The sequence below is a fragment of the Bradyrhizobium sp. USDA 3256 genome (genome assembly GCF_054058275.1).
The window spans coordinates 6,818,845-6,835,597 of sequence record NZ_JBSSAE010000002.1 but is presented as its reverse complement, the minus strand read 5'-3'; the positions used below and the strand labels follow the sequence as shown (position 1 = coordinate 6,835,597).

The 16,753-nt window shown below is 61.0% G+C and carries 9 protein-coding genes; 4 read left to right on the top strand and 5 right to left on the bottom strand.

All coding sequences use genetic code 11. The annotated features are described in order from the left end of the window. Nucleotides 1-801: 801 nt before the first annotated feature. The 4 genes from ACVWY5_RS34165 to ACVWY5_RS34150 form a co-directional block, all read right to left on the bottom strand. Nucleotides 802-1,347 (bottom strand): carboxymuconolactone decarboxylase family protein, encoded by a 546-nt coding sequence (locus ACVWY5_RS34165; RefSeq protein WP_028337069.1) that lies wholly within the window; start codon nucleotides 1,345-1,347, stop codon nucleotides 802-804. Nucleotides 1,348-1,381: 34 nt separating this feature from the next. Then, nucleotides 1,382-2,017: a nitroreductase family protein gene (locus ACVWY5_RS34160; RefSeq protein ID WP_028337068.1), complete on the bottom strand. Its 636-nt coding sequence runs from the start codon at nucleotides 2,015-2,017 to the stop codon at nucleotides 1,382-1,384. A 179-nt stretch (nucleotides 2,018-2,196) separates the two neighbouring features. Next, nucleotides 2,197-3,114, bottom strand: coding sequence for an NADP-dependent oxidoreductase (locus ACVWY5_RS34155; RefSeq protein ID WP_028337067.1), 918 nt, complete (start codon nucleotides 3,112-3,114; stop codon nucleotides 2,197-2,199). A gap of 253 nt (nucleotides 3,115-3,367) precedes the next feature. Then, on the bottom strand, nucleotides 3,368-3,859 hold the full coding sequence (locus ACVWY5_RS34150; protein ID WP_051376320.1) for an OsmC family protein: 492 nt from the start codon (nucleotides 3,857-3,859) through the stop codon (nucleotides 3,368-3,370). Between the two features lie 546 nt (nucleotides 3,860-4,405). Here ACVWY5_RS34150 and ACVWY5_RS34145 point away from each other — a divergent pair. From ACVWY5_RS34145 to ACVWY5_RS34130, 4 genes are all read left to right on the top strand, one after another. Further along, complete coding sequence (locus tag ACVWY5_RS34145; protein ID WP_028352054.1) at nucleotides 4,406-4,945, top strand: peroxiredoxin-like family protein; 540 nt, start codon at nucleotides 4,406-4,408, stop codon at nucleotides 4,943-4,945. Nucleotides 4,946-5,429: 484 nt separating this feature from the next. Then, nucleotides 5,430-6,722, top strand: a complete 1,293-nt coding sequence (locus ACVWY5_RS34140) for an efflux RND transporter periplasmic adaptor subunit (RefSeq protein ID WP_080667245.1) — start codon at nucleotides 5,430-5,432, stop codon at nucleotides 6,720-6,722. Beyond that, nucleotides 6,719-9,892, top strand: a complete 3,174-nt coding sequence (locus ACVWY5_RS34135; RefSeq protein ID WP_028337065.1) for an efflux RND transporter permease subunit — start codon at nucleotides 6,719-6,721, stop codon at nucleotides 9,890-9,892. Before ACVWY5_RS34140 ends, ACVWY5_RS34135 begins: the two co-directional genes overlap by 4 nt. A 515-nt stretch (nucleotides 9,893-10,407) precedes the next feature. Further along, on the top strand, nucleotides 10,408-16,293 hold the full coding sequence (locus ACVWY5_RS34130; RefSeq protein ID WP_051376319.1) for an AAA family ATPase: 5,886 nt from the start codon (nucleotides 10,408-10,410) through the stop codon (nucleotides 16,291-16,293). Here ACVWY5_RS34130 and ACVWY5_RS34125 read toward each other — a convergent pair. Further along, complete coding sequence (locus ACVWY5_RS34125; protein ID WP_028337063.1) at nucleotides 16,288-16,680, bottom strand: response regulator transcription factor; 393 nt, start codon at nucleotides 16,678-16,680, stop codon at nucleotides 16,288-16,290. The two genes, ACVWY5_RS34130 and ACVWY5_RS34125, sit on opposite strands and share 6 nt — an antisense overlap. Nucleotides 16,681-16,753: the final 73 nt, after the last annotated feature.

The window sequence follows — 16,753 nt, the reverse complement described above, 5'->3', positions numbered from 1 at the left end:
CTGCGAGCGCCTTCTTGTGCAGCGGCGCGACGTCCTCGTCCTCGCGGGCAACCTGGCGGCCTAGATCGATCCCTTGAGTGTTTCATCCGAGAGCTTCGACATTGTGGTATCGAATGACGCCGCATTGTTGACGTCGATTACCACCCGCGCGCCGGCCATGGCTTCCTTGAGCCCTTCTCCGGTGACTGTGTGTTGACGCCACAGCTTTGCGCGACGCTTGCGATCGCTTCGTGGCCGCCTTGGCGAAGAATGGCGGCGGTCTTCGCGCCGATCGGCCCGGTGCGCCGGCGAGCCTTTCGTCGATGGACCGAGCAGCCGAGCTGATCCGGTTGTGTAACGGTCGCGCGGCTGCTTGTCCTCACGATTTGCCGGCGCGTTTGTTGAAGAGGGCGACTTAGCCGAACGTCGATCCGAGATCGCCCATGGCCACGTCAGCCGCTGACCGTGATGTCGATCCGGTGTGGTCCGTCGGCGAGCTCGCTGTAGCTGATCGAGGAATTACGCCGGCTGGCGCATGAAATTGGATGATCAAGCATCGCTTTCTTGCTGATCCACGATCAGCGGCAGGTTCAGCTCGGTGGCGAGCACTTTGTCCACCGTCGACGTGCGGGACCTCGCTGGTAATGAGCGGTGCAGAGTCGAAAAAAGCGGATAGCGTCGGCGATATCGGTCGGTGCACCTACCAAAGGCCCGGACGCGTTCCCAAGAAACGTTACCTGGGTGCTTCCGGGCTCTGGCGTCAAGCTCACTTACATGGAGGCTCTGAGCCCCTCAGACTTCGTCGATGCGACCGGATAGTGTTCAGATAGAGCCAGCCGGCGCAACGGCAGGAAAGTCCTTCTCGGGATCGAACACGTTATTGAAAAAGTTCGTCAGTGAGTACATGGCCACCAGCGCGACAATCTCGATGACGTTCGCATCCGTGTAGCCGGCATCGCGGACGGCCTTCAGATCGGCGTTGCTGACCTTGCCGCGGGTCGTGATGACCTTGCGCGCAAACTGGATCGCGGCGTCCCGCTTCGGGTCGCTGGCATGGCCCATCCGAGCGAGAATGATTTCATTGGCCGGCAGCTTGGCCATATGATCGGCCGTAAAGCTGTGAACCGTCAGGCAGTAGTCGCAGCCATTCACTTCGGAGACAGCGAGACCGATGCTGTCACGCGTCTTCACGTCGAGCGCCTTGCTCAAGGAGCCGAGCAGGGCGGCCCATGAGTTGAACGCGATCGGGCTTGCCGCGAAAGTCGCCATCATATTCGGGGTGAACCCGATATTCTTGGTGAACATATCGAGGGTCGGTTTCGAATCGGCCGGCACCTGTTCCGGCCTTAGAGCTGCAATCCTTGGCATCACATTCTCTGTAGTTTGCTGGTTTCACTAATAATCAAACGAGATTCAAGACATCGGCCACCGGCCGGCGCGGCTTCTGCGGCCAGTTCCCCGGACGCACAGTCCCTACGGACAACAGCATGACCGGTACCTCGTCCTTGGTCAGTCCGAACTCGCGGTGCACCGCTTCGGCATCGAAACCGATCATCGGCGTCGAACCCAAGCCTAGTGAGAGGGCCGCATAGATCATCGCCGCAGCGCCGAAGGTGCCGGTGCGCACTGCCTCGTCCCGCTGGCGCTGCGGGTACTCCATGTACAGATCGCGTGCGGGGATTTCCCATTCCGGCACCATCTTTGCCGGCATGATGCCCGCTTCCACCAGCGGTGCCAGACGCTCTGGGACGACGCTGGAATCGGCCAACTGGCCGCAGACGATGAAGGTAACGGCCGCTTCGGTGATTGCGGGCTGGCTCCAAGCGATCGGACTCAACCGAGCTTTGGCTTCCGGCGTGCGTACGGCGATGAAGCGCCAGTTCTGCAAGTGGAAGGATGTCGGCGCGGTGGTGCCGATTCGCACCAGCTCGCGGATCTGGTCGTCGCTCAGGGTGGCGGTGGGGTCGTAGTACTTGGTGGCGCTGCGGCTCAGGATACATTCGATGACGGCGTTGGTCATGGTCATTCGGTTGGTCATGGTGGTTCCTATGCGTGAAGGGATAGGTTGAGATAGCGGGTGCTTTTGCTCTCTTTGCTGGAAATGCTGCGGGGATGGAGCCCTTTCGACATCTCATGTCAGGGGGCGTGGGTGGGTTCCCAGTGCCCCCGGCGCGGCTAAAAGGACGCAGCGGGCTGCGAGCATCGAATGCGTGTCGTTCACGGTCGAATGCGGATGATCGTCTTCCCGCTAATCCGCTTGGTCGGATTGAAAGCCGCGACTGCATCGTCGAGAGCCGCGATGTTGCCGATGTTCGTCCGCAGTCGTCCGTCCCGCACGCGCTGGACGATCTCGCTCAGTTGGGCACGATCGGACTCAACAACGAAGTCGACCGCCAGGCCATCGCGGGGTCGCGCTTCGCTCGGCCCGACGATGGACACCAGCGTTCCTCCAGCTCGAATCAAGCGCGCGGAACGCTTCCCGATGTCGCCGCCGATGACATCGAACACCAGATCGACTCCGCCGATGTCTTCGAGGACGTCGTTCTCGAGGTCGATGAATTCCTGCGCGCCGAACTCGAGCGCCTTCTGACGGTCGTCGGCGCGCCCGGTGCCGATGACATAGGCGCCGCCCAATCGTGCGAGTTGTGTCACCATCGACCCGACTGCGCCGGCCGCGCCATGCACGAGGATGCTCTGCCCTGTCTGAAGGCGGCCGTGCTGGAACAGCCCCTGCCACGCGGTGAGGCCCGAGATTGGCAGACTCGCGCCCACCGTGAAGTCGACGTCGCCCGGGAGCGGCGCGAGGTTGCGCGCCTCCATTGCTACAAACTCCGCCAGGGTGCCGTCGCGATGCCAGTCGGCAAGGCCGAACACTCGCTGTCCCACTGAGAGCCCCGTTGTGCCATAGCCGAGCGCGGTGATCACTCCGGCCAGCTCATGTCCGGGAATCGATGGTGTTCGGTCATGCTCGAGGCGGTCGGTCCATGTCGAGGGCCATGTCAACTCGGTAGGGACGAATCCCGACGCATGAATTTGAACGACGACGTCGTTAATCGCCGCTTGTGGCTCGGGCCGCTCCACGAGCTTCATTCCGGCAGTTCCCGCAGCCTGGTCCGTTACGACGATTGCCTTCATCATCCAGCTCCCTGTCTACGGTGTGTCGTCATCTTTCAAGTGTCTTTGCAGACGAGCAAGGCTACGATCGTGAGAATCGATGGTCCAATGACCTGTGGCTATGGAATCGATGCCATCGGCCCGAAAGATCAAAGCGACTGCGCTGAGCCGCGGAGCGAATGCCCCATGAGGCGTGGCGGGTTCGCCGAACCGGAGACGCTGCGGGTATGATAGGCTACGACGCCCGGTGCAGGATCGACGGCGCGAGAGACGCTCAATCCGGAGTGATATTTGGGATCGGGAGCAGAGCCAGATCATCCTCGTAGCTGGCCTGAGTACTTGCGTTGCGCCCGGAAATAGCAGCGTCCAAGCGCGTGCTGATATCCGCTCCAATGCCGAGAATTTTACCAACGGGACAGAGGTTTGCTGCTTCCAGCAGGAATGCGCGCTGTTGTGCGTCGAGTTCTCCCCCGAGCACGAGGGTGCGCTCGAATGAATCTCTTTCGCCCTGGGCGCCGTGGTGGAAGCTGACACCCACTTCCAATCGCTCAAGCGGAAGTTTTTCGCGCCGGGCCTGAAAACGAACGCTCATAGCGGTGCATGCGGCAAGAGATGCGCTGAGAAGGTCGTAAGGATTGGGTCCCGAAGAAATGTGGCCGACGCCATCCGGGCCGCCGACAGGAAATCGTGATTCGCCGACCTGGCCAACCAGCGCGCCATGATTGGTGAGGTCGCTTGCGACGACAACTTCGCGGATCTTGGTCATGATTAGGTCCCGATCGTCCGAATGATAGATCCCCGGCTTCAACGAGTGTGTACGTCAGCAGCGCCGAACGAACCTTAGAGTTCGTGCGATCTCAGCGCTGCGCCCGCTCGAGCCGGTGCGTTCACCAACTAAATCCGGCGCCCATTCGGGTAAAGCTATCATGTCCATAACGGACAGGAATGCTCTGAAAAGTCCATGTCGAAACTCGGTGGCCGGAAAATCCGTGACACGCGCGCCGAGCTTGATGGTCTTTCTGCTCACGGACCATGCATCGACTTCCATCAAGCCGAAGCTCCAGTCAGAGGGACAACGCGCGGGAATAGAAATCATAACGGTCTGGCATTTCCCAACAATAAAGTCACCGACGTAGTCTCACTCGGAAGGTGCTCGGCTTCGGAGCGGATGGGCGTGGACGCTTGCATACGTCGGGCGTCGTGACCGGGTGTAAACCGAGGTCGAAATCGACGACCGGTATGCGCATGCTGCGTGTCATCTACCTGGTGCCGGAATTTCTGATGTGCCTAGGCGATAACCGCGGAGAAGAGAATGCTGCTGCCCCGTCGACCGGTTCCCGAATTGCGCGTGCCCACACTTGCTCATGGCGACTTTGATCTTGCGGCAATGGTCGCCGCGCCGAAGCAATTTACATTGATATCCTTTTATCGCGGGCTCCATTGCCCCGTCTGCCTCAAGTATCTGCGCGACCTGGAAGCGCTGATCCCTGAATATGAGCGCCGCGGTACAAAAGTTATAGCGATCAGCTCTGACGTTCGCGAGCGTGCTCAGGCAATGGCAAGCAAGGTCGGTTCCAACTTGCGATTCGGATATTCGCTACCGCTCGCGGTTGCTCGCGAATGGGGGCTCTATATTTCGTCGTCGCGTGGACATTCATCGATTAACATCGAAGAGCCGCCACTTTTTTCGGAGCCGGGCGTATTCCTCGTCCGACCGGACGGTACTTTGTACTACGGCGCGGTTCAAACAATGCCGTTCGCACGTCCGCTGTTCTCGGAATTGCTTCAGGCGGTCGACTTCGCCGTCGCGAAGGACTATCCGGCGCGTGGCGAGTATGACGGCCCTGTCTGAGCGTCCATCAATTTGACGGCGCCCGGCCCAACGGTGACGCCGCGCAGTGTGCAAACATTCACGTGGGTCAAAAATGACGCACAGTACCCCGCGCGCGCTTTTTGCCGTTCTCGCGCGCCATGTACGAGCTCCCTCGGGCTCGCCACGCGAATCTCGCTGCACCAAGCCGCACCGGCATTGATTGCCGATTTAGTGCTGAACGCGGCTTAGAAGTCTCTGCAGGATGGAAACGCCGGCTTGGAGTGTCATACGGCTTTTGGCATTTCTCGCTCCGGCCTCACGCCACCCGGTGAGCCGCAATAACGACCGTTTATCGACTCCATGGCGATAGGTGATTTCCCTCGCAGGCGGTGCAAGGTCCACGCTTCAAAGCATCGTCGAGCCGAAACGTGCGGTTCCGCGAGAGACGCGCGTAACACGATGGAAGATTGGCAAGGCAGTGGGTCGATATGCAAAGCAACGATGTCATCGAAATCGCCGCACCATGGGCACGCTGACACTGCGACCTGGCGGGACCTTGGCGGCAGCAAAGCTTTCGGCTGCAGCGCGCGGTTTGTTTCGTCGCCTTCGATACGCCGGGGCGCCGATCGGTCTGCTGTTCGCGCTGGCGCTCGCCGGCTGCGACGAGAAGGCGCAATCGCGGGCGGTCGGGCCTCCGCCGCCGTCGGTGACGGTCGCGCAACCGGTAAAACGAACGGTCACTGACTGGGATGAGTTCACCGGGCGCTTCGAGGCGATCGAGGAGGTTCAAGTCCGCGCCCGTGTCGGCGGTTTCGTCAACAGCGTCGAGTTCAAGGATGGTGCGATCGTCCACGCCGGCGATCTGCTCTACATCATCGATCCGCGCCCGTTTGAGGCGGTCAAGCTGCAGGCCGAAGGTCAGCTCGCCGACGCGCGGGCCAAGGAAGAGCTTGCCAAGCGCGAACTCGACCGTGGGCTGACCCTGGTTCAGACTAGCGCAGTTTCCGAACAGGTCGTCGACCAGCGCCGTCAGGCATTGCAGGCGGCTCATGCGGCTGAGACGCAGGCCGAGGGTACGCTGAAGGCCGCGCAGCTCAACGTCGAATTCACCAATGTGCTGGCGCCGATCACCGGCCGCGTCAGCCGGCATCTGGTGACCCCGGGCAACCTCGTGCAGGGCAGCGAGAGCGGCGCGACACTGCTGACCTCGATCGTGTCGCTCGATCCGATCTACATCTATTTCGACGTCGACGAGGCGACCTATCAACGTAATAGCAAGCTGTGGTTCGAGGGCAGGCGGCCGAGCTCGCGCGACACCGCAAACCCGGTGCGGGTGGCGTTGACCGGCGAGACCAGGCCCTCGCATGAGGGGAAGATGGACTTCGTCGACAACCGGCTCGACGTTTCCACCGCGACGCTTCGCAGCCGCGCCATTATCCCGAACAAGGATCTGTCGGTCCTGCCCGGGCAATTCGGCCGCGTCCGCATCATCGGCTCCTCGCCCTATGAGGCGCTGCTGGTCCCGGACACCGCCATCGCCACCGACCAGTCGCGCAAGATCGTGTTCGTGGTCAAGGACGACAACACGGTGGAAGCGAGGGCGGTCGTGCTCGGTCCGCTCGATGACAGCCTGCGCGTGATCCGCGAGGGCCTCAAGGCGGAGGACCACGTGATCGTCGACGGGCTGCAGCGCGCTCGCGTCGGCGCCAAGGTGACGCCGAAAATGGCGCAAGCTCCCGCAGGGGGCAAAGCGCCGGCAGTTCCGGCAGACAAGGCGCTGGCCGGCGACAAGCCGGCGGCAGGTGCGAAGCCATGAATCTCGGAAGGCTTTCCATCAACCAGCCCATCCTGGCGATGGTGCTGTCGATTGTACTCTTGATCGTCGGTACGATCGCCTATCAGACGCTGCCGGTCTCGGAATATCCGCAGGCGGTGCCGCCGACCGTCACCGTCACCACGCAATATCCGGGTGCTTCGGCGCAGACCGTATCCGACACTGTTGCTGCTCCAATCGAGCAGGAAATCAACGGCGTCGAGGACATGCTGTACCTCTACAGCCAGGCGACCTCGAACGGTCAGCTCACCATCACCGTCACCTTCAAGCTCGGCACCGATCTCGACAAGGCCCAGGTGCTGGTGCAGAACCGCGTCGCGATCGCGCAGCCGCGCTTGCCCGAGGAGGTGCAGCGCAACGGCGTCATTACCCGCAAGAATTCACCGGATATCTTGATGGCTGTTTTCGTGCTGTCGCCCGACGACAGCTTCGACCAGCTCTACATCTCCAACTACACGCTGCTGCAGGTCCGCGACCAGCTGTTGCGGCTCGACGGCGTCGGCGACATCCAGATGTTCGGCGCGCGCGACTATTCGATGCGGCTGTGGCTCGATCCCGACCGGATCGCCAATCTCGGCCTGACCTCGGCCGAGGTGCTGGCGGCGATCCGGGCCCAGAACTTGCAGATCGCGGGCGGCCAGATCGCGGAGCCGCCGATCGCCGATCGCGCGTTCCAGCCGAACCTCGTCTTCACCGGCCGCCTCAAGGACATCAGGCAGTTCGAGGACATCTTGGTGAAGGCCGGCTCCGACGGCCGCACGGTGCGGCTGCGCGACGTCGCTCGCGTCGAGCTCGGTGCGCTGTCCTATGCTACTAGCAGCCGCATACTGCGCAAGTCGGCGGTCGCAATGGTGGTGACGCAGCGGCCTGGATCGAACGCGCTCGCCACAGCGAAGGCAATCTCTACCACCATGGCCAAGCTGAAGGAGGGTTTTCCGAAGGGGCTCGACTACAATATCGGCTACAACCCGACCGAATTCATCGCCCAATCGGTCCACGAGCTGATCAGGACGGTCTATGAGGCAATGGCGCTCGTCGTCATCGTGGTGTTGGTGTTCTTGCAGGGCTGGCGGCCTGCGATCATCCCGATCATTGCGATCCCGGTGTCGCTGGTCGGCACCTTCGCGGTGATGGCAACGCTCGGATTCTCGATCAACAATTTGACGCTGTTCGGTCTGGTTCTCGCGGTCGGCATCGTGGTCGACGACGCGATCGTGGTGGTCGAGAATGTCGAGCGACATCTCCGGCACGGCATGAGCCGGCGCGAAGCCGCGCTCAAGACGATGGAGGAGGTCGGCGGCGCGCTGGTTTCGATCGCGCTGGTGCTGTGCGCGGTGTTCGTGCCGACCGCCTTCCTCGGGGGCATCTCCGGGCAATTCTTCCAGCAATTCGCTGTCACCATTGCGGTCGCGACCGCGATCTCCTGCTTCTGCTCGCTGACGCTGTCACCCGCGTTGGCCTCGCAGATCCTGGTCCCGCATGAGGAGAGGCGGCCGGCAGCGCGTTGGAACCTGATCGCACGCGGCTGGTCGGCCTTTACTGGTGTCTTCAACCGCGTCTTCGACCGGCTGTCTAATGGCTATGCGGCCTTGGCGTCGTTCGTAATCCGGCATTCGACGCCGATGCTGTTGCTCTATGTCGCATTGATTGGCAGCGCCGGCTGGCTGCTCGCGACTACCTCGCAGGGCTTCATCCCGGCGCAGGATCGCGGTTACCTCATCATCTCGGTGCAGTTGCCCGGCGCCGCGTCGCTCGCGCGAACCGCTGCGGTGGTGCAGGAGATCGAGCGGATCGCGCTGGATACGCCGGGTATCGTCCGTGTCGGGGCGTTCAGCGGCTTCTCCGGCGCAACCCGCACGCAGGCCGGCAATGCCGCGGCGTTGTTCCCGGTGTTCGACGAGCCGGAAGCACGCCTGAAGAAGGGGCTGACGGCGAATGCGATCACGGCCGATCTGCGCAGGCGGCTGTCGGTGATCCAGGGCGCTTTCATCATCGTGATTCCGCCGCCCGCGGTGCCGGGCATCGGCACCGGCGGCGGCTTCGCTATCCGTATCCAGGATCGACAAGGGCGCGGTCCCGAGCTGCTCGCAGCCGCGACCGACGAGCTCGTCGCCGCAGCGCGGAAGTCGCCAAACTTGACCTCGGTGTTCTCGCCGTACTCGGCGAACACGCCGCAGCTGTTCGTCGATGTCGATCGCGTCAAGGCGCAGAAGCTCGGCGTTCCCATCGCCAACGTCACCAACACCATCGAGACCTATTTCGGCTCGACCTATGTCAACGACTTCAACCTGTTCGGCCGCACCTACCACGTCACGGCGCAGGCCGATCTGCCGTTCCGCAAGGAGAACTCCGATCTGGCACGGCTGCGTACCCGCAATGCGGCGGGCGACATGGTGATGCTCGGCAGCATCGTGGACTTCAAGGACATCTCGGGACCCGACCGCGTCGCGCGCTACAATCTCTACTCGGCGTCCGAACTGCAGGGCGAGCCGGCGCCAGGTGTGAGCTCGACGACGGCGCTTAACACCATCAAGAAACTCGCTGACGAAACGTTGCCGAGCGGCTTTTCCCTCGAATGGACCGATCTATCCTATCAACAGGTCACGGGTGGCAATGCCGGTCTCTACGTTTTCCCGATTTGCGTGCTGTTCGTCTATCTGGTGCTGGCCGCGCAATATGGCAGCTGGACGCTGCCGTTCGCGGTGATCCTGATCGTGCCGATGTGCCTGTTCGCGGCCACCATCGGCGTCCGCATCATGGGGCAGGACGTCAACATCCTGACCCAGATCGGATTCGTGGTGCTGGTGGGGCTGGCGGCCAAGAATGCGATCCTGATCGTCGAGTTCGCGCGCGACATCGAGCTCGAGGGCAAATCGCGGCTGGACGCGGTGATCGAGGCCTGCCGGCTGCGGCTGCGGCCGATCCTGATGACGTCATTCGCGTTCATCCTCGGCGTGCTGCCGCTGGTGGTGTCGACCGGCTCGGGCTCGGAGATGCGCCAGGCGGTCGGGGTTGCCGTGTTCTTCGGCATGCTCGGCGTCACGCTGTTCGGCCTGGTCTTCACGCCGATCTTCTACATGGTGGTGCGCAACCTCGCGGAAGGAAAGAACGAGGGCAAGCCGATTCAGATGATCGCGGCTGCGGCGCGGTGAGATGCAGTGATGGCAATCCGCCATGAGGCCGGAGCACTATCTCCGTCACGCTGACCCAAGGTCTGTGAGCTGCATTAGCCCGACGTTCGCGGTGGATCAACCGGCCGCGCGGCTCTCAGTTTCTGCACCCCCTGGTCAGGGCGGTACTGCTCGGTTGCACGGGTGAAGTTGAGTGTCGACGCCAGGGCGAGGAAGTAGCGAACTTGATGAAGCTTTGTCCGTCATCCAACTTTCCTTCCAGGTTGCTGTGCCCCCCGAGTCCCTTGGGATCAGCGGGCATGCGCTTGTTGACCCGCGTTTTGCCGCCTTTAGCGAGCAAAGCCTGGCAAATCGCTGCAAATTGCTGCTGAGAAGCAGGTTCCGCGTCCGCTGCAGCCGGCCAGCCCAAGGGATGAGTGGAATTTTTCGGCCGGTGGAGTAGTTTTTCCCGAGGCTGGGGGAATGGCCGCGCGCATGGCCGACGAAGAGCTTGATCAGCCGACTTCAAGCCGAAGCCCGACGCTGGAGTCTGACAGATGGTGCAGCAGCCGCTGAACGTCGCGTACCCGGATGGTAGCGCTCCGGTGTTGTGGGAGGACGGCGAGCGCGTGGTCAGCCGTGGCTGGCAACTGGACGACAATGGCAACCGGCTCGCCGTGTTGCTTGTTGCCCCTGCCGCCGACCGCCCGTCCCGGTCAAGACTTGATCGTCTCACGCACGAATACGAGCTGAAGGATGAGCTCGACGGGGCATGGGCGGCGCGGCCGTTGGCTCTCATGCGCGACGCCGGTCGGACCGTGCTCGTGCTCGATGATCTTGGCGGCGAGCCGCTCGACCGTTTGCTCAATGGCCCTATGGAGGTGGGACGCTTCTTGCGCTTGGCGATCGCTGTTACCTCGGCTCTGGGCAAGCTTCATCAGCGCGGGCTCATCCACAAAGACATCAGGCCAGCTAATATTGTGGTGGACTGCGCGGATGGACGCGTGCGGCTCACCGGGTTTGGAATTGCATCGCGCCTGTCCCGCGAGCGGCAGGCGCCCGACCCGCCCGAGACCATCGCCGGTACGCTTGCTTACATGGCGCCCGAACAAACCGGGAGGATGAACCGCTCTGTCGACGCCCGCAGCGATCTCTACGCCCTCGGCGTTACGCTGTACCAGATGCTCACGGGCGTTCTGCCCTTCACGGCAGCCGATCCGATGGAATGGGTGCACTGTCATATTGCAAGACCAGCGGTGCCGCCCAGCGAGCGGCTGAGAAACCTCTCAGGCTCGGTCTCTGCGATCATAATGAAGCTGCTCGCCAAGACTGCTGAGGAGCGTTATCAGACGGCTGCAGGCGCCGAGAGCGATCTACGGCGTTGCCTTGCTGAATGGGAAACCCGAGGCGACATCGACGAATTCGCGCCCGGGGAACACGACACCCCGGACCGGCTGCTGATCCCCGAAAAGCTGTATGGTCGGACGGCCGAGATCGGTACCTTGGTTGCCTCCTTCGACCGTATCGTCGCCGGCGGCAGGCCGGAGTTGGTGTTGGTTTCGGGATACTCCGGCATCGGAAAATCCGCGTTCGTCAACGAGCTTCATAAGCCGCTAGTTCTGCCCCGCGGTCTTTTTGCATCGGGCAAGTTTGACCAGTACAAGCGCGACATCCCTTACGCCACCCTTGCGCAGGCCTTTCAGAGCCTGATCCGTCCGCTTTTGAGCAAGACCGAAGCGGAGCTGCGGCGATGGCGGGAGGCGCTGCTCGAGGCGCTCGAACCGAACGGTCGGCTGATTGTTGATCTCGTCCCGGAATTAAAGCACATCATCGGCGATCAGCCACCGGTCCACGAACTGCCGCCACAGGATGCGCAGGGCCGCTTCCAATTGGTGTTCCGGCGATTTATCGGCGTATTCGCGCGGCCGGAACATCCACTCGCCCTGTTCCTTGACGATCTTCAATGGCTCGATGCGGCAACGCTCGATTTGCTCGAGGATCTGTTGACCCGGCCGGACGTGCAGAACCTGTTGTTGATTGGTGCTTACCGTGACAACGAAGTCGATCCCTTACACCCGCTGATGCGCAAGCTCGAAGCGATGCGCCAAGCTGGAGCGATATTACAAGACATCGTCTTGGCACCCCTGACCTGTGAAGACTTGGGACAACTGGTCGCGGATTCTGTTCACAGCGAACCGGAGAGAATCGCGCCGCTGGCACAGTTGATCCACGAGAAGACAACCGGTAATCCGCTTTTCGCTATTCAGTTCATTTCTGCGCTCGCCGACGAAGGATTGCTCACCTTCGATTATGGCGAGGCACGATGGCGCTGGGACCTGAATCGCATCCAAGCTAAGGGTTACACCGACAATGTCGTGGACCTTATGGTGGGGAAGCTGAACCGCCTGTCCGCCGAAACCCGGAACGCATTGCAGAAGCTCGCCTGTCTCGGCGACGACGCAGGGTTCACCATGTTGCGGATCGTTTCCCAGTCCTCCGAGGAGGAGATGCATGGCCGGCTTTGGGAGGCGGTGCGAGCAGGGCTGATCTTTCGTTCGGAAGAGTCCTACAGATTTCTCCACGACCGTGTTCAAGAAGCCGCCTACTCCTTGATCGCGGAGGAATTGCGTGCCGAAGCCCATCTCCGAATAGGGATGATGCTCGCAGCGCAGACCCCTCCAGAGAAGCTGGAGGAGACCATCTTCGAAATCGTCAATCAGCTCAACCGAGGCTCGCATCTCATCACGTCAATTGAGGAGCTCGAGCGGGTCGCAAAGTTGAATTTAGTTGCAGGTAGGCGCGCCAAGGCCTCGACAGCGTATGCCTCAGCGCTGAACTACCTGTCCTGCGGCGCAGCGCTGCTGCCGGGGGACCCCTGGGAGCGCCAGCACGACCTGATCTTTGAGCTGGAGCTGCACCGGGCCGAATGTGAATTCCTCACCGGTGCACTGGCGGAAGCTGAGCAGCGCCTGGCGGTGCTGTCGGCCCATTCCGCAACGACGATCGAACGAGCACGCGTCACGTGCCTGCAGGTGGATCTTTACACGACCCTGGATCAGGGCAGCCGCGCGATCGCGGTCGGTCTCGACTATCTCCGCCACCTCGGCATCGACTGGTCGCCGCACCCGACGGAAGACGAGGCTCGGCGGGAGTATGATCGGATCTGGACCCAACTCGGTTCCCGCACAATAGAAAGCCTCATTGATCTGCCTTTGATGAGCAATGAGGCATCGCTTGCGACCCTCGATGTCCTGACGAAGCTTGGGCCGCCGGCCCACTATACGGATGCGAACGTACGCTCGATGGTCATCTGTCGAGCCGTCAATCTCAGTCTTGAGGGCGGCAATTGTGACGGCTCGTGCTACGCCTACGCAGTGCTTGGCAGGCTTGCTGGACCGGAGTTCGGTGACTACCAGGCGGGGCTTCGATTCGGCCGTCTCGGCTATGAACTGGTCGAACAGCGTGGACTAAGGCGTTTCCAGGCCAGAACCTATTTGAACTTTGGATATTTGCTCATGTTCTGGACGAGACATGTCCGGGAAGGTTGTGAGCTGCTGCGGCGTGCATTTGAGACAGCAAACCAGATCGGTGACCTCACGTTTGCCGCGTACTATTACACCCACTTGAACACGTATCTTCTTGCAGCGGGGAATCCACTCGATAACGTGCAAGTCGAGGTCGAGCATGGTCTCGCGTTCGCGCGGAACATGCGGTTCGGTTTTGCGATTGACTCCATCGCCGGCCAGCTTGGGCTGATACGGACGCTCCGCGGCTTGACGCCGATTTTCGGTCGCTTTGACGATGGGCAGTTTGACGAACTCCTGCTCGAGTCCCGTTTCGGCAGGAACCCGGATCTGGCGTTGGCGGCGGGCTCGTATTGGATCCGCAAGCTGCAGGCACGCTTCTTTGCCGGCGACTATGCGGATGCCCTCGAAGCCTCATTGATGGCGCAGCAGCTGCAGCCGACATCGGCGTCTTTTTTTGAGTGCGCGGAATATCACTTCTACAGTGCGCTCTCCAGGGCAGCGTCCTGCGACTCTGCGGCAGCCGGCCAACAGCAGGAACACGTCAGAGCACTGGCCGCGCACCACCGACAGCTCGAGGTTTGGGCGATGGCGTGCCCGGACAGCTTCGAGAACCGTGCCGCACTCGTCGGGGCGGAGATCGCCCGGATCGAAGGCCGCGCGCTCGATGCCGAACATCTTTACGAGCACGCTATCCACTCCGCACAAGCGCACGGCTTTGTCCATAACGAGGCGCTCGCCAACGAAACCGCCGCACGCTTTTATGCTGCACGCGGGTTCAAGAAGATCGCGCATGCCTACCTGCGGGACGCGCGGTACGCATACATCCGTTGGGGAGCCGACGGCAAGGTACGTCAACTCGACGAGTTGTATCAGCACCTCAGGGAGGAAAAATCGGTTGTCGGCCCCACAGGCACGATCGGGGCATCCGTCGAACAACTGGATCTAGCTACTGTTATCAAGGTCTCGCAAGCCGTGTCGGGGGAGATCGTTCCAGAAAAGCTGATCGACACGCTAATGCGCACAGCGATTGAGAACGCGGGTGCCGGGCGAGGTCTGTTGATCCTTGCGGTAGGTGATGGCTATCGGATTGAGGCAGAAGTCACGACGAGCAATAATACGGTGACCGTCGGTCAGCGGCAGGCAGGTGTAACCGCTGCAGATCTGCCCGAGTCCATCCTGCACTACGTGATCCGGACGAAAGAGAGTGTTCTTCTCCACGATGCCGCAGCCGCGAACCCGTTTTCGGCTGATAGGTACATTCATCGGCATCACGCCCGTTCAATTCTCTGCCTGCCATTGCTCAAACAGAACAGATTGGCCGGTGTACTCTACCTCGAAAACAACCTGACGGCCCACGCTTTCACACCTGACCGCGTCACAGTGTTGAAGGTGCTTGCGTCGCAGGCAGCAATCTCGCTCGAAAACTCGCAGCTGTATCGCGACGTCGCAGATCGCGAAGGGAAGATTAGGCGTTTGGTCGACGCGAACATCATCGGAATCCTCATTGCCGACCGCGAAGGTCGAATTCTTGAAGCCAATGACGCGCTTCTACGCATCCTGGGATATGACCGCGAGGACTTGGTTTCGGGGCGCGTGCGCTGGCCCGAGCTGTCCCCGCCGGAATGGCGCGAGCGCGACATGCTGACTCAGGCAGAACTGAACTCAACCGGGAAAGTTCAGCCCTTCGAGAAGGAGTATATTCGGAAAGACGGCAGCCGGGTTCCTGTGCTTATTGGCGCCGCTCTGTTCAAAGAAGGGGGCGACGAGGGGCTTGCTTTCGTGCTCGATTTGACAGAGCGCAAGCGCGTCGAGGAAGCGCTTAGCCAAGCACAGAGACTTAGCCGTACCGGCAATTGGATCTACAACGCGACAACGATGCGTTACCTCTATTGGTCGGACGAGAGTTACAGGATCTGGGGATTTGATCCGCTGCAAGGCCTTCCAACGCAAAAAAGCATGTGGAAACGCATTCACCCAGACGACCGCGACAGAGTTTGGGGAGCGGTTCAGGAGGCTGTGCGCCAGAGAAAGGATTTCATTGCCGAGTTCAGACTCCTCCTGCCTGATGGCACAATCAAGTGGGTCGAAGGAACCAGCTATCATGTGTTTTCGCCCCGGGGCTCGCTGGCCGAGGTTATCACCACAACTGTCGATGTGACGGAACGGAGGCGGGCACAGGACGAACGTGAAAAGCTGCGCCAGCTCGAGTTGGATTTCGCCCACATGAACCGCGTGAGCATGATGGGAGAATTGGCCGCCTCGCTGTCTCACGAAATCCTGCATCCGATCGCTACTGCTCGTAACAACGCCCGTGCAGGGATGCGCTTTTTGGAAATGAATCCGCCTGATCTGGATGAGACGATGGAAGCCCTCGCTTGTGTTGTCAGAGATACGGACCGAGCCAAGGATATCGTCGGACGGATGCGCGATCACATCAAGAAGGCGCCTCCACGAAAGGAGCGCTTTGATCTCAATGCGGCTACTGACGAGGTGATCATCCTGGCACAAAGCGTCATCCACAGGAATGGCATCTTAGTTCAAACTCGGCTTGCAGATGGATTGCTTCCGGTTATGGGGGATTGCGTTCAGCTGCAACAGGTCTTGCTGAACTTGATCCTGAACGCGGCTGAAGCAATGAGTTCGGTTGAGGAAGGGGCAAGAGAGCTGTTGATCAGCACCGAGGAGGATCAGACTGGCGCCCTCGTAGGCGTGCGCGACTCCGGGCCGGGCATTGATCCGGAGAATCTCGATCGAGTCTTCGACGCCTTTTACACCACGAAGTCCGGTGGAACAGGGATGGGACTATCGATATGCCGCTCCATTATCCACGCACATGGGGGCAAGTTGTGGGCGGAAGCGATTGAACCTCGCGGCGCCGTGTTTCAGTTTACCCTGCCGGCGGATTACGGCTCATAAACTGTCATCAATCGGTGTACCCGGCTGCAGAGCCGAACGCAGGCACCGCGCGAGACAGTCGTCGTCCACTGGCTTGCTGAGGTAGCAAACAACCCCGTCCTTTAGAGCCTGATCCCTCGCGACCTTATCGGGGTAGGCGGTAATGAGGATCGTCGGGATCGCGTACCCTGCGTCGACCAAGTGCCTGTGCAATTCGACACCAGTCATTCCGGGCATGTTAACGTCGGTGACCAGGCAGACGGTTTCAGGCAAGCCCCGCGACGCCAAAAAATCGGCCGCTGACGGAAACGCTTCGACGGTGTAGCCCAGCAACATTATGAGTTTTCGCATTGACTCACGATAGGGCTGATCATCGTCAACGATTGCTATCAATGTATGGTTCGACATTGCGGGTTCCAGGCGCCTCCGCCGACCGGCGGGGCAACTCGCGCAGCGTGCAACTTAATGTCATTGACATTTC